Source organism: Archangium primigenium (genome assembly GCF_016904885.1).
In the GTDB taxonomy this organism is placed as follows: Bacteria; Myxococcota; Myxococcia; order Myxococcales; family Myxococcaceae; genus Cystobacter; species Cystobacter primigenius.
Genome location: NZ_JADWYI010000001.1, coordinates 39,539 through 57,297, shown reverse-complemented (window position 1 = coordinate 57,297; position 17,759 = coordinate 39,539). Strand labels below are relative to the sequence as shown.

Genomic DNA, 17,759 nt, shown 5'->3' with positions numbered 1-17,759 from the left:
CCCACCCCCGGGGGACGCCCATCCGCCGCCCGTCGCTCGCGGGGGAGGCGGCCGGGCACGAAGAAGCCCACGGCGCCGGAGGGGCAAGAGCCCGGCGCCGTGGGCGGAGGTGCCGCGAGAAGGCCGTGAATGATTAGCGCGCGACGACCGTGTCCACCTCGGCCGTGCCCGTGTAGTCCGTGGGCGCGTTGAGGAAGCCCTTGAGCACGGCCTTCCACACGCCCGCGCGGGGCGAGGGGATGCTCACCGACTCGGCCACGGACGTGCCGTTGGCGCTCGTGCCCACCAGCTTGCCGCTGGGGTCGTACACGGAGAGGTCCAGGTCATACGCGGGGTTGCCCCAGGTGGTGGCCAGCCGCAGGGCGCTGCTGCCCGCGGGCACGGTGAAGCTGTGCGTGTGCTCGGCCTCGGCCAGGGTGACGTCCGCCACCGGCACCTTCACCGCCAGGTCCACGTGGCCCGTCCAGCCGGGCAGCGCCGTGGTGGTGGTGGTGGTGCGGCCGCCGCCCAGCCGCGTGGCCGCGCGCACCGCGGCGTAGGCGTCCACGTAGCCCGCGCCCGCCTCCCACTCGGCCAGCGGCTCACTCTTGCCCGGCGCGTGGATGGGCCGGGCCGTGCTCGTCATGGCCAGCAGCACGCCGTCCAGGTTGAGCGTGGGGTTGGCCTCGAGGATGAGCGCCGCCACGCCCGCCGCGTGCGGGGTGGCCATGGAGGTGCCATCCAGCGCCGCGTAGAAGGGCTCGGGGTGCAGGCCGTCCAGGCCCGTGTAGGGGTGGGCGATGGTGGCCGTGGTGGCGCGCGCGGCGACGATGGCCACGCCCGGCAGCGTCACGTCCGGGTGGTGCAGCGCATCGCCCGGGATGCCGCGGCTGGAGAAGTCCGCGAGCGCGCCCGGCACGCCCTTGGACAGGAGCGGGTTCTTCGCGCCGGTGGTGTCCTTGGCGGCGCCGGCCGCCACGGACAGGGCGCACGGCGAGGCGCTGTAGGGGTTGAGCGTGTCGGCGCCCGGGCCGTCGTTGCCCGCGGCGAACGCCACGACGATGCCCTGGTCATACGCGCGCCTGGTGGCGATGCTCACCGGATCGAACGGCGCGAAGTGGCTGCCGCTCGTGCCCCAGGAGTTGGAGATGACGCGCAGGTTGTACGTCTCGCGGATGTCCGGGTGGGTGAGGTAGTCGAAGCCCTGCAGCGCGAAGAGGATGCTGATGGCGTCGCCCGCGCCCACCGCGAGCAGGCTCGCCCCGGGCGCCACGCCCTGGTACTTGCCGCCCGAGCGCGCGCCCGAGCCGGCGATGGTGCTCGCGCAGTGCGTGCCGTGGCCGCTCGTCAGGTCGCTGTTGGGCACGTCCAGGTAGAGCGCTCCGCCCACGCCCTGCTCCAAGGGCGAGGCCACCACCTTCACGTTCTTCACCAGGGTGGGGAAGTCCCCGTGCGTGCCGTCCACGCCCGAGTCGATGACGCCCACGCCCACGCCCTTGCCCGTCACGTCGAAGGTGGTGCGCGCCGTGTCCGCCTGGATGTAGCGCACGCTCTCGTCCAGGAAGGAGTGCAGCGGCCGGTCCTGGTAGATGGACAAGAGGCCGAGCGGCTGCAGCGTGGTGCGCACGAGCGCGAGGAACGTCGGCGTCACCGGCGCCTTGATGACCACCATGGGCAGGGTGCGCAGGGCGCCGAGACTGCCCTTGCCCAGGTTGAGCCCGAGCGGATTGCCCAGCAGCTTGAGCGCCGGGGCCACCGCCTGCTGGGTATTGAAGGAGAGGATGAGCGTCTTGAGGCCGCCGTCGGGCGTGAGGCTCGGGTCCATCACCGCCTGGGTGAGCGCCGCCTGGGCCTCGGGCGTCGCGTAGGCCTGCGCGCACGCGCTCTGGCCCGCGGCGCTCGGGCCCACGATGGCAGCCGACGCGCCGTCCTGGAGCGCGGCGGGCGTGGACGCGGCCGGGGAGGCGGGGAGGGGATCGGCGCTGCCGCAGCCCGCGAGCAGGGCGGCGGTGAGGGTGAGGCCCAACGTCTGGAGGCTCTTCAAGGGTGGACTCCCGGGAACGCGAAAGCCCGCGGCCGGGACGCCGCGGGCTTCTCGCTGGACTGCTGGCTGTTGTCGCGAGCGGCCGGGATGGGATCTCGGCCGCTCAAAAGATTTCAGCGCTGTTCAACTCCAGACTACTTCACGGGCTTCAGGTAGCTGATGGAGTAGGAGGCGTTGTCGAGGTTGAGGGTGACGCTCGAGTCCGGCGTGGACACCGGGGTGCTCGAGGTGCTGCCGCTCTGGGTGGGGATGATGACCTGCTTGCCGTCGAAGGTGAGCAGCTTGCCCGGCACGGTGAACTCGCGGCCCGTGAGGTTGAAGAAGACGGCGCCCACGTCCACGAAGCCGCCGGGCACGCTGAAGGCCGAGCCGGGGATGTAGTAGGGGATGGCCGGCACGGTCACGCCCGAGGCATCCACGCAGCGGTAGCGCGTCAGGTCGATGAGCGGGATGTTGACGCTGAAGCCCGGGATGACCTGGTTGATCTCCGGGATGGAGAAGAGCGGCGTGCCCTCGGTGCCCGCGTCCAGGCCCGGGATGGCCAGCGAGTAGCCGATGATGTTCTGCGCCGTCTCGTCCAGGTGCACGCGCACCGGCTCCGTCAGGGCCTCGCTCGCCGGGACCACGATGGGGATGGCCGGCGTGGTGACCGTCTTGCCCCCGGCCTGGCCAATCACATACACGCAGGTGGTGCCCGCCAGCGCCAGACCAGGAGCGGCGGAAGCAACGAGGGCGGCGCCAATGAGGATGCTCTTGAGGGAACGGGGGGTCATGGTCTTCTCCGGGTAGGAAGGGCGGGGTCCGGAGGGGGTTCCGACTCCCTCGCGCCTTCATCTGTTATTGGAAAAGGACCGGAGGGCTGGATCAAAACCGATTAAATAAAGATTTCCCCGAGGGTTTCCCGCACGCGGAGTCCGGAGCTCAAAGCACCTTGAGGCTCAGCGTCACGCTCCGGGTGCCGAGCACCGTGCCGAGCCATTCCGAGACACAGTAGGTGGCCTCGAAGCGGCCCGACTGGAGGGGGGTGCCGGAGAGCACGCCGTCCGAGGTGAGCTGGAGGCCCGGGGGCGGCGCGCCGACCGTGACGGACCAGGTGGGCGAACTCGTGCCGGTGGTGGCCTGGAGCGCGTAGGTGTACGCGTCGCCCACGCGCGCGTCGGGCAGGGTGCGCGTGCGCATGCAGGGCGGCGTGGCGCAGGAGCTGGCGGTGAGCTGCAGGCTGCCCGAGGTGATGCGCGGCGGCCGGGCGGAGTCCGTCACCCGCACCTCGAAGGACGAGGCGCCCGCGGAGTTGGAGGTGCCTCGCACGGCGCCCTCCTCATAGAGCGCGAGCCCCGAGGGCAGGGGATTGCCCGCGGGCAGCGTGAAGGTGTAGGGCGGCCGTCCGCCGAGCGCCAGGACCCGCTCCGCGTAGACCCCGCCGCGCGGGAAGTCCGCGAGGATGAGGGGCCCGGCCAGCCGCAGCTCGGGGTGGATGCGCACGGTGACCGATTGGCTCACGCGCTGGGGCTCGGCGGCGGCATCCCGTGCCTCGAGCGTGAAGGTGTACTCGCCCGGCGTGGTGGGGGTGCCCGAGAGCGTGCCCTGGGCGTCGAGCCCCAGGCCCGGCGGCGCGTCGCCCGCGAGGGAGAACGTCAGGGGGGGCGTGCCGCCTCGCGCCTGGAAGGCGAAGGTGAAGCCCTCCCGCTCCACGCCGTCGGGCGGAAGCGTCGCCACGAGCTCCAGCGACGGGGGTCGCTCCGGCTGCCCCGCGTCCGGAGTGCCCGCGTCCGGAGTGCCCGCGTCCGGTGCCCCCGGGCCCGCGTCCGGGGGCGCGGGCGTCTCCTCGAGCGGCGCGCAGGGGCCGCGCTCGCCGCAGTCCGGCAGGCACAGCCCCTCGGGCACGAGGCAGGTGAAGCCCGACGGGCACGCGCCCGCCGTGTCACACGAGGGGTAGCGCGAGAAGTCCGGCGCGAAGACACACGCGCCCAGCGCGAACACCCCGCCCATCCCCCCCCACGCGACGCGCCTCATGGCAGCTCCCAGACGAAGAGCACGGTTCCCCCCACGCCCAGCAGCGCCCCCGCGCCCCACAGGGCGTTGGCGGTGCGCGCCTGGAGCCGCCCGCGCTGCAGCCGTTGGGTGACGCAGTCGCGGAAGACGGCGCCCTCGCCCGCGCAGCCCGCGGCCCCGGTGGACAGGGCGGACTGGCCACCGCGCGACGCGAGCCCGAAGCCCACGCCCGCCGCGAGCGCCACGCCCCCCGCCGCCCAGAGCACCGTGGGCCAGGGGCCCCGGGCGCGCGCGGTGCCGGGGCCCTCGCCCGGGCTCCACACCGCCGCGAAGGCCGCGCGCAGCCGCTCGCCGTCCGCCGGGGCCGTGCCCTCGGACGCGAGCTCCAGCGTGGCCTGGGTCTCGTGGCCCTCGCGGTCCACCAGGGTGAGCGCCGCCGCGTGCGAGCCCCCCACGCCCAGCGCCGAGCCGCGCACCAGCCGCCGGGCGCCGAGCGCCGCCACCTGCGCGCCCCGGCACGCCGCGTCCGAGCAGCCCGCGAGCCGACCGCCCCGCGCGCGCAGCCGCGCCACCGTCTCCGCGCGCGGCTCCAGACACACGCCCGGCAGGGTGTCCATCGCCCGGCGCACGCGCTCCTCCACCCCGCGCGCCTCCGCCGCCGACAGCGCCACGGGTTGCAGGGGCAAGAGCACCACCCGCTCGCCCTGGCAGGGCGCCTGCGTGAGCGTCAGGGCGAGCGCGAGCGCGAACGGGCTCATGGCGAGAGGTCCGGCTCCAGCTCGGCCGCCACGGGCGTCTGCCCGATGCTGGCCATGTAGCCCTGGTAGAAGCGCGGGCCGAAGGGCACGGAGAAGAGCCGCTCGCGGAAGGCGTCCTCCACGGCGCCCCGCGCGGCGAAGGCGTTGTCGCGCCAGCCCAGGCCGCCCGCGTCCACCACCGCCCCCTCCCGGGCGAAGCGGAAGGGGGCCTCGCGCCCCTGGGTGCGCAGGAAGTAGCGCTCGCTCGGGGGCAGCCCCAGCACCACCGGGCGCTCGCGCTCCTTGTGCAGCTCCGCCACGCGCAGGCCCCGCGCGTCCTCCACCCACAGCCGGCCCTCCAGCCCCGGCGGCAGCAGGAGGAAGCCCAGGCGCGAGCGCTCCTTCAAGTCCACCAGCGGCAGGGTGCGGTCCATCTCCGGCGGTTGGATGGACACGTCCAGCCGGCCGCGCACGTCGTCCACGCCCTGGTTGGCCGCGGCGATGAAGGCCTGCAGCTCCGAATACTCCACGCGCCCGTCCGCGTTGACGTCCGCGGCGCCCGCGAGCGCCGAGAGCACCTGGTGGCTGAAGACGCCCGAGCGGATGGCGCTCCACTCGTGGCTCTCCTGCTCGCGCGTGGTGGACAGCACGGCGCCCACGTGCGGGTAGCGCGAGAGCTCGCGCGCGGCGAGCGTGTCGCGCACCGCGCTCAACTGCGCGGGGCCGGTGGGCAGGGCGCCGCGCGAGTTGACGAAGAAGTACGAGTCGCACGCGTCCACGATGAGGTGCACGCGGCTGGCGGTGCTGGGCGCGAGCACCTGGGTATAGAGGTCCGTCCGGGTGAAGGCCCCATCCAGCAGGCTCACCGCGCCCTCGCCCGCGGCCCCGCGTTTGCCGTGGCCGGTGAAGACGAAATAGAGCACCGGCTGGGCGCCCCGGGCCTTGTCCTCCGCCATGCGCGTGTTGAGTCGGCCGAGCGCCTCCTGGAGCGCGGCGCGGGTGGGCGGCGTGGTGCGGCCGGCCAGCCCCGGGTGCAGCGCCTGGGTGTCGGCGTCCAGCACCGTGAGCAGCACGGCTTCCTTCACGCGCGGCGCGAGCAATTCGTAGTACCGCGCCCCGTCGTCGTCCGCGTAGCGCAGGGGGGCCTGCTGGGGCTCCAGCCCCACGTTGTTGGCGACGATGAGGGCGTAGGCGGGCCGCTCGGGCGCGGCACCCGCGGACGCACTCCCGAGGAACACCGCGCAGCCGGCCACCACCAGGGCGCTTCGGAGCAGTTGCATAGGAGACAACAAGTGTCCCTGGGAGCCGAGGGGCGGGGCAAGGGTCGCCCCGTCGATTGCCGCCCCTCCCGTCTCAGGTCGCCCCTCTGTCCTCTGGGCGACCGAGACACGGTTTTTCTCACGGCGTGGGATCCAACCCCTCCGGGCCCCGACAACTGGAGGGAGAGGGGATGGATGACGTCGGAGGCTGGGCACGCTAAGTGGCCGAGGTGATGGAGTGGGACACACGGACATTGCAGGCCTTTCGGGAAGGCGACCCGGCGACGATGGGGCGGGTGTACCGGGCGCATGCGGAGGGCCTGGCCCGGATGCTCAGGGGCATGGTCTGGCGGGCCCGGGGCAGCACCTCCTTCCAGGGCGCGCTGGAGGTGGAGAACACGGTCCTGGAGACCTTCGCCCGGGCGTTCGAGCCGAGGACCCGGCAGGCCTACGACGGGGTGCGCCCCTATCAGCACTTCCTGGTGGGGATCGCCCGCAACGTGCTCCTGGAGCAGGCGCGGCAGCGCGAGGTGGCGGTGGGGCTGGAGCCCTTCGAGGAGGTGGGTGGGGAGGCGGTGGCGGAGGGGCTGGAGTCGGCGCGGATATTGGAGGACCAAGAGGTGGAGGGGCTGTTGTCGGACTTCAAGGATGGGTTGAGCACGGAGGAGCGCCGGCTCTTCGAGCTGCGCTTTGGCGAGGAGGGCCTGGCGCAGGAGGGGGCGGCGGAGCGGCTGGGGATGACGCGCATCCAGGTGCGGCGCCGGGAGCTGGGGCTCAAGACCCGGCTGCTCGAGTTCCTCCAGTCCAAGGGGTACCTCGAGGACATCGAGCTCAAGGGGTGGAGTTTCCTCAAGCGACGAGGCCAGTCATGACCCAGTGCACGGACCGACAGGCGAAGCAGGCCCTGCGGGCGCTCTTCGAGGGCAGCCTGGACCCCGAGGGCTACGCGCGGCTGCGCGAGCACGTGGCCGGGTGCGCCGCGTGCCGCGAGGTGTACGAGCGGATGAGCCGGGTGGACTCCGCCCTGGAGGGACGTGCCCTCCCGGAGAACCGCCAGGCGCTCCTGGAGAAGGAGCTGTTCGCGCGGCTGGCCCAGGCGCCCCAGGCGGCCCGTCCGCCCGCGCGGGCCCGCTTCACGCTGCCCTCCTTCGTCCTGCCGTCGTTGGCGGGGCTGGCGGTGGCCGCGGTGGCGCTCGTGGTGGTGGTGCCCCGGATGCGCGCGCCGGAGTCCGAGTGGGGCGCGCGGGGAGGCCCGGCCACGGGCGCCTGGGGCCTGCGTGCCTTCTGCGTGGGGCCGGAGGGCCGGGTGCTCGGGGAGGCGGGCCCGGGCGGCGCGCTCGTGTGCGGCGAGGGCGACGCAGTGCAGTTCAGCTACACGGCGCCCGAGGCGGCGCGGCTCACGGTGGAGGCCCCGGGCCCCGCGGGCGAGCCCCTGCGCTTCTTCTCCACCGAGGGCGACGGGGCGCCGCTCGCCCCCGGGGTGGACGTGCCCCTGCCGCACAGCACCCCGGTCCAGGGCGGCTGGCTCTCGGGGCCCCTGAAGGTCCAGGCGCGCTTCCGGGACGCCCAGGGCCGCGCGCTGTCCGAGACGTCCCTCACGCTCTCGCCCCGGTAGGCGCCAGCGAGCCCTCCAGGGCCGTCAGGTCAGCTCGAAGACCATGTCGCCCTCGAAGGGCAGCTCGTCGCAGTTGTCCCCGGGGCGCGTGTCCGCGCGCCCGAGCACGAGGAAGTCCGTCTCCACCTCCAGGGCGAGCGTGGGGTGGTGCCAGGTGCCCGGCGCGTAGTTGACGCCCTGGTGGCCGTTGGTGACGAAGACGCGCAGCGTGGCGGGGTCCGGCGCGTCCCGGCCCAGGGCCACCACCACGAGGAAGGGCCGCTCCCCGAGCGGCAGGAAGAGCTGGCTGGACGTGGGGTGGCGCTCCAACTGCGTGCAGCGCAGTGGGAAGCGCGCGGGCTGCACCCGGAAGAGGCTGAGCAGGGGCCGGCCCCCGTCGCGGTCCAGCGCCAACTCCGCCACGTCGTCGTAGCGCCAGGCCGTCCCATTGTTGATGAGGCGCCCGCCCGTGTCGGGCACCTCCACCACCTGGCCATACGCCGCGAAGTCCTCCGCCGTCAGTGCTTCCCTGATGGGCTGAATCATCGCCACTCACCCTCCCTGGGGCGCCCCCGGTCATGGTCGAGTGCGGGAGGCCTCCTGGCCTGTTATCTCATGGGTGGCCCGGATCCTTCGAGGGAGCGCGCATGCCCGCACCGAAGCACGAGCTGTTCTTCGATGGCGTTTGTGTGATGTGTGACCACTCGGTGCACTTCATCCACGCGCGCGACCGGCACGACACCTTCCGCTTCGCCGCCCTGCAGAGCCCCCGGGCCCACGAGACCCTGGCGCGCTACGGCAAGGACGCGGCGGCGCTGGACGGGGTGTACCTGCTCATCGGGCGCGACACCCCCGACGAGCGGCTCCTGTGGAAGTACGCCGCCGTGCGCGCGGTTCTGCGGGAACTGGGCGGTGGCTGGAAGGCCCTGGGCTGGGTGATGGGGCTCGTGCCCCGGCCGCTCGGGGACTGGTTCTACGACCGCGTGGCGCGCAACCGCTACCGGCTCATCGGCAAGTACGAGGCCTGTCCGATTCCCGGCCCGGCCCTGCGCGCGAAGTTCCTGGCCGACGGCTCGTAGTGCGGGCGTCCAGCCAGGCGCTCACCATGGTGGATGGGGGCACCTGGGTGGGGAGGAACCCGGGCGCGTTGCGAGGTTGGGATAACGCCAACCTTCGGCCCAGGAGCCACCGTGAAGCCCCGGTCCCGTCCCTCCACGCGTCCCTCGTCTGGAAAGAAGGTGCGCGCCGCCACGTCCGCCGGACGCAGTGTCCGGGTCCGCCGCGTCTCCACCGTCCGTGCCCTGGATGACCTCTTGGAGGCCTTGAGGGCCGCCAAGGCGGGGGATTTCTCCGCGCGCCTGTCTCCCGAGAACTGTCCGGTGGCGATGGAGGAGGTGGCGCACGCCTTCAACGGCCTGGTGGGCATGCACCAGCGCATGCGCGACGAGCTGGTGCGCATGGAGCAGGTGGTGGGCCGCGAGGGGCGGATGGACGAGCGGGCGTCCCTGGGCCTGGTGGGCGGGGGCTGGGCGAGCGGCATCGGCGCCCTCAACGCGCTCATCGCCTCCCTGGTGCAGCCCACCACGGAGGTGGCGCGGGTGCTGGACGCCGTGGCCCGGGGCGACCTCACCCAGAAGATGGCGCTCGACCAGCCGGGCCAGCCCATGAAGGGCGAGTTCTGGCGCATCGGCACCACGGTGAACGCCATGGTGGATCAGCTCGGTTCCTTCTCGGCCGAGGTGACACGCGTGGCGCGCGAGGTGAGTACCGAGGGCAAGCTGGGCGGCCAGGCCCGGGTGCCGGGCGTGTCGGGCGTGTGGAAGGACCTCACCGACAGCGTGAACCAGCTCGCCAACAACCTCACCGCCCAGGTGCGCAACATCGCCGAGGTCACCACGTCCGTGGCGCGCGGCGACCTGTCGCGGAAGATCACCGTGGACGCGCGCGGCGAGGTGCTGGAGCTCAAGAACACCGTCAACACCATGGTGGATCAGCTCCGCTCGTTCGCGGGCGAGGTGACGCGTGTGGCGAAGGAAGTGGGCACCGAGGGCAAGCTCGGGGGCCAGGCCCATGTGCCGGGCGTGTCGGGCGTGTGGAAGGACCTCACCGACAACGTGAACCTCATGGCGACCAACCTCACCACCCAGGTGCGCGGCATCGTGAAGGTGGTGACGGCGGTGGCCAACGGCGACCTCACCCAGAAGCTGGTGGTGGACGCCAAGGGCGAGGTGGCCGCGCTCGCCGACACGCTCAACAGCATGACCAAGACGCTGGGCATCTTCGCCGACCAGGTGACGAGCGTCGCCAAGACGGTGGGCGTGGAGGGCAAGCTCGGCGCCCAGGCGGACGTGCCGGGCGTGAGCGGGACGTGGAAGGACCTCACGGACAACGTGAACTCCATGGCGAGCAACCTCACCAGCCAGGTGCGCAACATCGCGCTCGTCACCACGGCCGTGGCCAACGGGGACCTGTCGCGCAAGATCACCGTGGACGTGAAGGGGGAGATCCTCGAGCTCAAGGACACCATCAACACCATGGTGGACCAGCTGCGCTCCTTCGCCGCCGAGGTGACGCGCGTGGCGAAGGAAGTGGGCACCGAGGGCAAGCTCGGCGGTCAAGCCGAGGTGCAGGGCGTGAGCGGCGTCTGGGAGGACCTCACCGACAGCGTGAACTCCATGGCGAGCAACCTCACCAACCAGGTGCGCAACATCGCCAAGGTGACCACCGCGGTGGCCAACGGCGACCTGTCCAAGAAGATCACCGTGGACGCCAAGGGCGAGATCCTCGAGCTCAAGGACACCATCAACACCATGGTGGACCAGCTCAACGCGTTCGCCAGCGAGGTGACACGCGTGGCGCGCGAGGTGGGCACGGAGGGCAAGCTCGGAGGCCAGGCCCGGGTGCCCGGGGTCGCCGGCACGTGGAAGGATCTCACGGACAACGTGAACCTCATGGCGCGCAACCTCACCACCCAGGTGCGCGGCATCGTGCGGGTGGTGACGGCGGTGGCCAACGGCGACCTCACCCAGAAGCTGGTGGTGGACGCCAAGGGCGAGGTGGCCGCGCTCGCCGACACCATCAACGGCATGACGGACACGCTCGGCACCTTCGCCCAGCAGGTGTCCAGCGTGGCGCGCGAGGTGGGCCGCGAGGGCAAGCTCGGGGGCCAGGCCAAGGTGCCCGGCGCGCGCGGGGCGTGGCGCCAGCTCACCGACAACGTGAACCAGCTCGCCGGCAACCTCACCACCCAGGTGCGCGCCATCTCGGAAGTGGCCACCGCGGTGACCAAGGGGGACCTCACGCGCTCCATCTCGGTGGATGCCCAGGGGGAGGTGGCCTCCCTCAAGGACAACATCAACCAGATGATCGTCAACCTGAAGGAGACGACCCAGAAGAACACCGAGCAGGACTGGCTCAAGACGAACCTGGCCAAGTTCTCCGGGATGATGCAGGGCCAGAAGAACCTGGAGGCCGTGTCCCGGCTCATCATGTCCGAGCTCACGCCCCTGGTGTCCGCGCACCACGGCGCCTTCTTCCTCATGGACGTGGAGGACGGCGCCCCCGTGGCCAAGCTCACCTCCAGCTACGCCTACCGCGAGCGCCGCACGGTGGCCAACCGCTTCCGCCTGGGCGAGAGCCTCGTGGGCCAGTGCGCCCTGGAGAAGAAGACGCTCCTGCTCACGGACGTGCCCCACGACTACATCCGCATCGCCTCGGGTCTGGGCGAGGCGAGCCCCCTGAACATCATCGTCCTGCCCGTGCTCTTCGAGGGCGCGGTGAAGGCCGTCATCGAGCTGGCCTCCTTCCACCCCTTCAGCACCATCCATCAGATCTTCCTGGACCAGCTCACCGAGAGCATCGGCGTGGTGCTCAACATGATCATGGCCAACATGCGCACCGAGGAGCTCTTGCGCCAATCGCAGAGCCTCGCCAACGAGCTGCAAAGCCAGTCGCGCGAACTCACCCTGCAGCAGCAGGAGTTGCGCCGCTCCAACTCCGCCCTGGAGGCCCAGGCGCTGGAACTGGAGGAGAAGGCCAAGCTGCTCGAGCAGCAGAACATCAAGGTGGAGGAGAAGAACCGCGAGGTGGAGCAGGCGCGCTCCTCGCTGGAGGAGAAGGCCGAGCAGCTCTCGCTCATCTCCAAGTACAAGAGCGAGTTCCTCGCCAACATGAGCCACGAGCTGCGCACGCCCCTCAACAGCATGCTCGTGCTCGCCAAGCTGCTCGCGGACAACCCCGACGGCCGGCTCGCCCACAAGCAGGTGGAGTACGCGGAGACCATCTACTCCTCGGGGGGTGATCTGCTCAGCCTCATCAACGAGATCCTCGACCTGGCCAAGGTGGAGGCCGGCAAGATGCAGGTGGAGCCCCAGGACGTGGCGCTCATGGAGCTGGTGGACTTCGCCCGCCGCACCTTCAGCGCCGTGGCCGAGCAGAAGCACCTGGCCCTGGTCACCGAGGTCAGCCCCGAGGTGCCCGCCACGCTCTACACCGACCCCAAGCGCCTGCAGCAGATCCTCAAGAACCTCTTGTCCAACGCCTTCAAGTTCACCAGCGAGGGCCAGGTGACGCTGCGCGTGCGTCGCGCGGACACGGAGGATCGCCTCTCCGCCCCGGAGCTGGTGGAGGCCGATCAGGTGCTGGCCTTCGCCGTCATCGACACCGGCATCGGCATCCCCGAGGACAAGCAGAAGCTCATCTTCGAGGCCTTCCAGCAGGCCGATGGCACCACGAGCCGCAAGTACGGCGGCACGGGCCTGGGGCTGTCCATCAGCCGGGAGCTGGCGCGGCTGTTGGGCGGGGAGATCCGCGTGAAGAGCGCCCGGGACGCGGGCAGCACCTTCACCCTCTTCCTGCCCTGCCGCTACGCCGGCCCCGAGCGGGCGAGCGAGCCCCTGTCCGAGGCGGAGACCAGCTTCCTGGCCCTGCTGCACCCGCCCACCGCGCCCGCTCCCACGACGGGCGCGCACGAGGGCCCGTCCGTGGAGGAGCGGTGGCGGGCACGGACCCAGGCGCTCGCCGGACACCACGTGCTGCTGGTGGACGATGACGCCCGCAACATCTTCGCGCTCACCAGTGTTCTGGAGAACCATGGCATGCACGTCACGTTCGCCCAGGACGGCCGGGCCGCCATGGAGCTCCTGGAGAAAACCCCGGAGCTGGAGGTGGTCCTGCTGGACGTGATGATGCCGGAGATGGACGGCTACCAGACCGCGCGCGCCATTCGCGCGGATCCCCGGTGGGCCTCGCTGCCCGTCATCGCCATCACCGCGCGGGCCCTCAAGGACGATCGCGAGAAGTGTCTGGAGGCGGGGGCATCCGACTACCTGTCCAAGCCCGTCGACACCGACCGTCTGCTGGAGCTGCTGTGCCACTGGGTGACACCCTCGGGAGGGCCGCGATGATGGAGACGACCTGGATGGCGGACGGACATGCTCAGCGGGAGGTGCGCGCGGACTTGCCGCGCGCGCGCATCCTCGTCGTCGATGACCATGCCCCCAACCTGCTCGCCCTGGAGGCCACGCTCGATGACCTGGGCGAGGTGGTCAAGGCCCACTCGGGCGCGGAGGCCCTGCTCCGGCTCTTGCGCGAGGACTTCGCCCTCATCCTCCTGGACGTGCAGATGCCCGGCATGGATGGCTTCGAGGCGGCGCGGCTCATCAAGGAGCGCGAGCGCTCGCGCTTCATCCCCATCGTCTTCCTCACCGCGCACAACCGCGACGCCGCGCACGTCTTCCAGGGCTATGCCCAGGGCGCGGTGGACTACGTGCTCAAGCCCTTCGCGCCGGAGATCCTCCGCTCGAAGGTGTCCGTCTTCGTGGAGCTGTTCCTCAAGGAGCAGCAGCTCAAGCGCCAGGAGGCGCTCCTGCGCCGGCGCGAGCGCGAGGCCCTGGAGCGCGAGAGCGCCCACCGCTACCGCCTGCTCGCCGACGCCATGCCCCTGTGTGTCTTCGTCGCCTCGCCCGAGGGGCGGCTGTCCTGGGGCAACCGCGCCTGGGTGGAGCTGTCCGGCCGGCCCGCGCACGAGGTGGAGAACCTCTGGCGCTCGTGCGCCGTGCACCCCGAGGACCAGGAGGACGTGCACGCCGCGTGGGGCGAGTCGGTGCGCACCGGCACGCCCTTCGAGGTCCAGTTCCGCATGTCCCGCCAGTCCGATGGGGCCTTCCGTTGGTTCCTGGGCCGCGCCGTGGCCGAGCGCGATGGCCAGGGCCGCGTCACCGGGTGGATCATCACCGCCACGGACATCGACGACCCCAAGCGCGCGAGCGAGGCCAAGGACGCGTTCCTCGCCGCCGCCACGCACGAGCTGCGCACGCCCCTGGCCGCCGCGAAGATGCAGGTGCAGCTCGCCCAGCGGCAGTACGGCGCCATCCTGGAGCCCGGGCCCCGCCGGGCGCTCGATGGCCTGAGCCGCCAGGTGGACCGGATGACGAAGCTGGTGGGGGACCTCTTGGACGTGAGCCGGCTCGTCACCGGCCGGCTCTCGCTGGAGGTCGAGCAGTTCGACCTGGTGCCGCTCCTGCGCACCTCCTTCGAGCGGCTCCAATCGCTCACCGCTCAACATCGCCTGCGCCTGGACGTCCCCGAATGCCTTCCCATGAGCGGAGACCCCGGGCGCATCGAGCAGGTCGTGACCAACCTCGTGTCCAACGCCGTGCGCTACTCGCCCCATGGCGGGGCGGTGGAGATGAGGGTTTGGACGGAGGCGGACGAGCTCGCACTGAGGGTGCGGGACGAGGGCGTGGGCATCCCGGCGGAAAAGCTGGCGCTCATCTTTGAACGTTTTGGACAGGCGCACGGCGCGCGATACGGTGGCCTGGGCTTGGGGCTGACCATCTCCCAGGGCATCATCGCCCAGCATGGGGGGCGGATCTGGGCCGAGTCCCCCGGGGTCGAGGGCGCGGGGAGTACCTTCCACGTCCGCCTGCCCCTGAGGCGCGAGGAGCCGCATCACGAACACCCGTCCTGAGAGGGGCGGGCCACACGACGGACGGAGTAGGGGATGACGTTTGCACGGCAGTGAGCTCCCCGAGGGGGTCCGGCGCTTCATCGCCGAGCACATCGAGTCGGTGGAGCAGTTGGAGATCCTCCTGCTGCTGTTCCGTCATCCCGAGCGCACCTGGAGCGCGGACGAGGCGAGCCGCGAGCTGCGCATCTCGGAGCTGTCCGCGGGTGAGCGCCTGGTGGATCTGGCCCGGGACACGCATGTGGTGCGGGCGGAGAACGGGGGACGCGACTACCGGTACGCCCCCGAGGACGCGGAGCGGGACGAGGCGGTGCGGGGGCTGGTCTCGGCGTATGCTGAGCGCCGGGTGACCGTCATCAACCTCATCTTCTCCAAGCCCACCGACAAGATCAGCACCTTCGCCAACGCCTTCCGCTTCTGGAAAGGCGGGGAGCGTGACTGAGGCCATCTACTTGCTGTGCGCGGTGGCGAGCATCGCGTGCGCGGCGCTGCTCCTGCGCGGGTACATGGCCAGTCGGGTGCGGCTGCTGTTGTGGAGCGGGCTGTGCTTCGCGGGCTACGCGGTGAACAACCTGCTCCTGGTGTTCGCGCCCGTGTTGTCCCCGGGTTGGACCGAGATGCCGGTGCGCGAGGCGGTGGCGTTGGTGTCCACCGGGCTGTTGGTGTTCGGTCTCGTCTGGGAGTCCGAATGAAGCTGTTCCTGTCCGGCGGCCTGTTCGCCCTGAGCTGGGTGGCGGGGCTGTTCTTCCTGCGCTACTGGAAGAAGTCCCAGGACCGGTTCTTCGCGTTCTTCGCCGGGGCCTTCTGGCTCATCGCCCTGCAGCGGCTGCTGCTGCTCGACCCGGGCACGCGCTTCGTCGCGTACTGCGTGCGGCTCCTGGCGTTCGTCGTCATCCTTTTCGCCATTTTCGATAAAAACCGCGCGCCGCGCCGCTAGGTCCTGTCTGGCGTTGCGCTGGGTGGTGTCTGGGCATGAGGAGACAGTGGCCGGCGGGCCTGGATGTCGGACGTCCAGGCCCGTGCTATTCGATCGCCTCGGGGCGTCCAGGCCCCTGGGCGAGGAGATGCGTGCGATGAGCGGTGCGGTGACGCGGTACGAGGCCGGCGAGGCGTTCGTCCGGAAGATGGACGCGGAGGACCCCCTGCGCGGCTTCCGCGAGGAGTTCCTCTTCCCCCTCCACGGAGACCAGCCGGAGCTCTACCTGCTGGGCAACTCCCTGGGCCTCCAGCCGCGCAAGGCGAAGCAGTACGTCCTGGAGGCCATGGAGTCCTGGGCCACCCTGGGCGTGGACGGGCACTTCCGGGGCGAGCGCCCGTGGATGGAGTACCACGTGGGGCTCGGCGAGCAGATGGCGCGCATCATGGGCGCCCGCCCCGCCGAGGTCGTGGTGATGAACACCCTCTCGGTGAACCTCCACCTGATGATGGTGTCCTTCTACCGGCCCACCCCCGAGCGCTCGAAGATCCTCATGGAGGCGAGCGCCTTTCCCTCGGACCAGTACGCGGTGGCCTCTCAGGTGCGCCACCACGGGTATGACCCGGCCCGGACGGTGATCGCGCTCGCCCCGCGCGAGGGCGAGAGCGTGCTGCGCCCCGAGGACATCCTCGAGACCATCGAGCGGCACGGCCAGGAGATCGCCCTGGTGCTCTTTGGCAACGTGAACTACCTGAGCGGCCAGGCGTTCGACATGGCGGCCATCACCCGCGCCGCGCACGCCCAGGGCTGCCGCGTGGGCTTCGACCTGGCGCACGCCGCGGGCAACCTCGCGCTGTCCCTGCACGACGACGGGCCGGACTTCGCGGTGTGGTGCACCTACAAGTACCTCAACGCGGGCCCGGGCGCGCTCGCGGGGGCCTTCGTGCACGAGCGCCATGCGAACGATCCCACCCTGCACCGCTTCGCCGGGTGGTGGGGCAATGACAAGCGCACGCGCTTCCTCATGAAGCCCGACTACGAGCCCACCCCGGGCGCCGAGGGCTGGGTGCTGTCCAATCCGCCCATCCTCCAGCTCGCCGCGCTGCGCGCCTCGCTGGAGCAGTTCGAGCGCGCCACCATGCCCGCCCTGCGCGACAAGAGCGTGAAGCTCACGGGCTACCTGGAGTTCCTGCTGGATCGGCTCCCGCCCGGCTTCGTGCACAGCCTCACGCCGAGGAATCCCGCCCAGCGCGGCGCCCACCTGTCCCTGCGCTTCAGCAAGGAGCCCCAGCGCATGCTGGAGACGCTGCGCTCCGAGGGCATCCACTGCGACTTCCGCTCCCCGGACGTCATCCGCGCCGCGCCCGCGCCGCTCTACAACAGCTTCGAGGACGTCCACCGCTTCGTGGGCGTGCTCGAGCGCCACGCCCGGAGCTGACCGGGCGTCGGGCGGCCCGCGCCTACAGGAGCGAGCCCACGGCCTCCACCACCTGGGCCCACTCGGCGGCGCGCGGGTCGATGACCGCGAAGTGCTCGGCGTTCTCCAGCCGCACGAGCCGCGCGGTGTCCCCGAGCGCCGTGGCGCGCGCCTGGTAGGCCTCGCTGAGCGCCACGGGGACGATGTCGTCCTTCACCCCGTGCACGAGCACCTGCTTGACGCCCAGCGGCAGCAGCGCCGCGGGGGAGCCGAGCCGGTAGCGCTCGGGCACCTGGGCGGGGGTGCCTCCGAGGAAGGACTCGACGATGCCGTTGCCCAGGTTCAGCGTGTGGGCGCGCGCCAGGTCCACCACGCCCGCCAGCGACACCACCCCGCGCGGCACGAGCGGCGTCGGGGTGTGCAGGGGCTCGCCGGCCTCGAGCCGGCCCCGGCCCGCGAGCCACAGCGCCAGGTGGCCGCCCGCCGAGTGTCCCATGAGCACCACGCGCTTGAGATCCAACGGGTAGTGGCGCGCGAGCGTGCGCAGGTAGTCCGTGCCCCGGGCCACGTCCTCGAAGGTGCCCGTCCAGCCGCCCTCCGGGTGGCCCACCCGCCGGTACTCCAGGCTCCAGGTGGCGTAGCCCCGGCGCGTGAGGTCCGCGCACAGGTGGCCCACGTGCTCCAGGTCATAGCGCGCGCGCCAGAAGCCCCCGTGGATCATCACCACCACCGGGTGCGGCCCCTCCCCGCGCGGCAGGCGCAGGTCGCCGAACTGGTGGGTGATGTCCCCATAGGGAATCCGCGTGTCCGCGGGCGGCGCGGGCGTCTCCAGCATCCAGGGTTGGCTCATGAGG

Annotated in this window: 16 protein-coding genes; 9 read left to right on the top strand and 7 right to left on the bottom strand. The window is 71.7% G+C overall.

Annotated features, from left to right (window positions below):
- Positions 1-133 precede the first annotated feature (133 nt).
- The 5 genes from I3V78_RS00275 to I3V78_RS00255 form a co-directional block, all read right to left on the bottom strand.
- Positions 134-2,023, bottom strand: a complete 1,890-nt coding sequence (locus I3V78_RS00275) for a S8 family serine peptidase (protein WP_239576233.1) — start codon at positions 2,021-2,023, stop codon at positions 134-136.
- Positions 2,024-2,157: 134 nt separating this feature from the next.
- Positions 2,158-2,796 carry a hypothetical protein gene (locus tag I3V78_RS00270; RefSeq protein WP_204484313.1) on the bottom strand — a complete coding sequence of 213 codons (639 nt, stop codon included), beginning with the start codon at positions 2,794-2,796 and terminating at the stop codon, positions 2,158-2,160.
- Positions 2,797-2,944: 148 nt separating this feature from the next.
- Positions 2,945-4,036 carry an Ig domain-containing protein gene (locus tag I3V78_RS00265; protein WP_204484312.1) on the bottom strand — a complete coding sequence of 364 codons (1,092 nt, stop codon included), beginning with the start codon at positions 4,034-4,036 and terminating at the stop codon, positions 2,945-2,947.
- Entirely contained in the window at positions 4,033-4,773 is a 741-nt protein-coding gene (locus I3V78_RS00260) for a hypothetical protein (protein WP_239576232.1), read from the bottom strand. The genes I3V78_RS00265 and I3V78_RS00260 overlap by 4 nt, the downstream gene beginning before the upstream one ends.
- A complete protein-coding gene (locus I3V78_RS00255; protein ID WP_204484311.1) occupies positions 4,770-6,032 on the bottom strand; it encodes a caspase family protein in 1,263 nt (420 codons plus the stop codon). Before I3V78_RS00255 ends, I3V78_RS00260 begins: the two co-directional genes overlap by 4 nt.
- 233 nt (positions 6,033-6,265) lie before the next feature.
- Between I3V78_RS00255 and I3V78_RS00250 the strand changes: the two genes are divergently transcribed.
- Both I3V78_RS00250 and I3V78_RS00245 read left to right on the top strand, forming a co-directional pair.
- On the top strand, positions 6,266-6,883 hold the full coding sequence (locus I3V78_RS00250; protein WP_239576231.1) for an RNA polymerase sigma factor: 618 nt from the start codon (positions 6,266-6,268) through the stop codon (positions 6,881-6,883).
- A complete protein-coding gene (locus I3V78_RS00245) occupies positions 6,880-7,626 on the top strand; it encodes an anti-sigma factor family protein (protein ID WP_204484310.1) in 747 nt (248 codons plus the stop codon). The genes I3V78_RS00250 and I3V78_RS00245 overlap by 4 nt, the downstream gene beginning before the upstream one ends.
- 24 nt (positions 7,627-7,650) lie before the next feature.
- Here the strand turns inward: I3V78_RS00245 and I3V78_RS00240 are convergent, their stop codons facing one another.
- Positions 7,651-8,151, bottom strand: a complete 501-nt coding sequence (locus I3V78_RS00240; protein WP_204484309.1) for an ureidoglycolate lyase — start codon at positions 8,149-8,151, stop codon at positions 7,651-7,653.
- A gap of 101 nt (positions 8,152-8,252) precedes the next feature.
- Between I3V78_RS00240 and I3V78_RS00235 the strand changes: the two genes are divergently transcribed.
- From I3V78_RS00235 to kynU, 7 genes are all read left to right on the top strand, one after another.
- Complete coding sequence (locus I3V78_RS00235) at positions 8,253-8,684, top strand: thiol-disulfide oxidoreductase DCC family protein (RefSeq protein ID WP_204484308.1); 432 nt, start codon at positions 8,253-8,255, stop codon at positions 8,682-8,684.
- A gap of 111 nt (positions 8,685-8,795) precedes the next feature.
- The gene (locus I3V78_RS00230) at positions 8,796-13,010 is read left to right on the top strand and encodes a HAMP domain-containing protein (protein WP_204484307.1); all 4,215 of its coding nucleotides are present in this window, start codon (positions 8,796-8,798) and stop codon (positions 13,008-13,010) included.
- Positions 13,007-14,575 carry an ATP-binding response regulator gene (locus I3V78_RS00225; protein ID WP_420840411.1) on the top strand — a complete coding sequence of 523 codons (1,569 nt, stop codon included), beginning with the start codon at positions 13,007-13,009 and terminating at the stop codon, positions 14,573-14,575. Before I3V78_RS00230 ends, I3V78_RS00225 begins: the two co-directional genes overlap by 4 nt.
- A gap of 40 nt (positions 14,576-14,615) precedes the next feature.
- The gene (locus I3V78_RS00220; RefSeq protein ID WP_204484306.1) at positions 14,616-15,014 is read left to right on the top strand and encodes a hypothetical protein; all 399 of its coding nucleotides are present in this window, start codon (positions 14,616-14,618) and stop codon (positions 15,012-15,014) included.
- Positions 15,007-15,264 (top strand): DUF5985 family protein, encoded by a 258-nt coding sequence (locus I3V78_RS00215; protein ID WP_204484305.1) that lies wholly within the window; start codon positions 15,007-15,009, stop codon positions 15,262-15,264. The genes I3V78_RS00220 and I3V78_RS00215 overlap by 8 nt, the downstream gene beginning before the upstream one ends.
- A complete protein-coding gene (locus I3V78_RS00210; protein ID WP_204484304.1) occupies positions 15,261-15,509 on the top strand; it encodes a DUF5985 family protein in 249 nt (82 codons plus the stop codon). The genes I3V78_RS00215 and I3V78_RS00210 overlap by 4 nt, the downstream gene beginning before the upstream one ends.
- Before the next feature lie 136 nt (positions 15,510-15,645).
- Complete coding sequence (gene kynU / locus I3V78_RS00205) at positions 15,646-16,926, top strand: kynureninase (protein ID WP_204484303.1); 1,281 nt, start codon at positions 15,646-15,648, stop codon at positions 16,924-16,926.
- Positions 16,927-16,948: 22 nt separating this feature from the next.
- Here kynU and I3V78_RS00200 read toward each other — a convergent pair whose 3' ends face one another.
- Entirely contained in the window at positions 16,949-17,755 is an 807-nt protein-coding gene (locus I3V78_RS00200) for an alpha/beta hydrolase family protein (RefSeq protein ID WP_204484302.1), read from the bottom strand.
- Positions 17,756-17,759 lie beyond the last annotated feature (4 nt).

Excerpts from the sequence above, each read along its gene's own strand:
- I3V78_RS00270 (WP_204484313.1), bottom strand. The coding sequence starts at position 2,796 with ATGACCCCCCGTTCCCTCAAGAGCATCCTCATTGGCGCCGCCCTCGTT.
- I3V78_RS00265 (WP_204484312.1), bottom strand. The coding sequence starts at position 4,036 with ATGAGGCGCGTCGCGTGGGGGGGGATGGGCGGGGTGTTCGCGCTGGGC.
- I3V78_RS00260 (WP_239576232.1), bottom strand. The coding sequence starts at position 4,773 with ATGAGCCCGTTCGCGCTCGCGCTCGCCCTGACGCTCACGCAGGCGCCC.
- I3V78_RS00255 (WP_204484311.1), bottom strand. The coding sequence starts at position 6,032 with ATGCAACTGCTCCGAAGCGCCCTGGTGGTGGCCGGCTGCGCGGTGTTC.
- I3V78_RS00245 (WP_204484310.1), top strand. The coding sequence starts at position 6,880 with ATGACCCAGTGCACGGACCGACAGGCGAAGCAGGCCCTGCGGGCGCTC.
- I3V78_RS00240 (WP_204484309.1), bottom strand. The coding sequence starts at position 8,151 with ATGATTCAGCCCATCAGGGAAGCACTGACGGCGGAGGACTTCGCGGCG.
- I3V78_RS00235 (WP_204484308.1), top strand. The coding sequence starts at position 8,253 with ATGCCCGCACCGAAGCACGAGCTGTTCTTCGATGGCGTTTGTGTGATG.
- I3V78_RS00225 (WP_420840411.1), top strand. The coding sequence starts at position 13,007 with ATGATGGAGACGACCTGGATGGCGGACGGACATGCTCAGCGGGAGGTG.
- I3V78_RS00210 (WP_204484304.1), top strand. The coding sequence starts at position 15,261 with ATGAAGCTGTTCCTGTCCGGCGGCCTGTTCGCCCTGAGCTGGGTGGCG.
- kynU (WP_204484303.1), top strand. The coding sequence starts at position 15,646 with ATGAGCGGTGCGGTGACGCGGTACGAGGCCGGCGAGGCGTTCGTCCGG.
- I3V78_RS00200 (WP_204484302.1), bottom strand. The coding sequence starts at position 17,755 with ATGAGCCAACCCTGGATGCTGGAGACGCCCGCGCCGCCCGCGGACACG.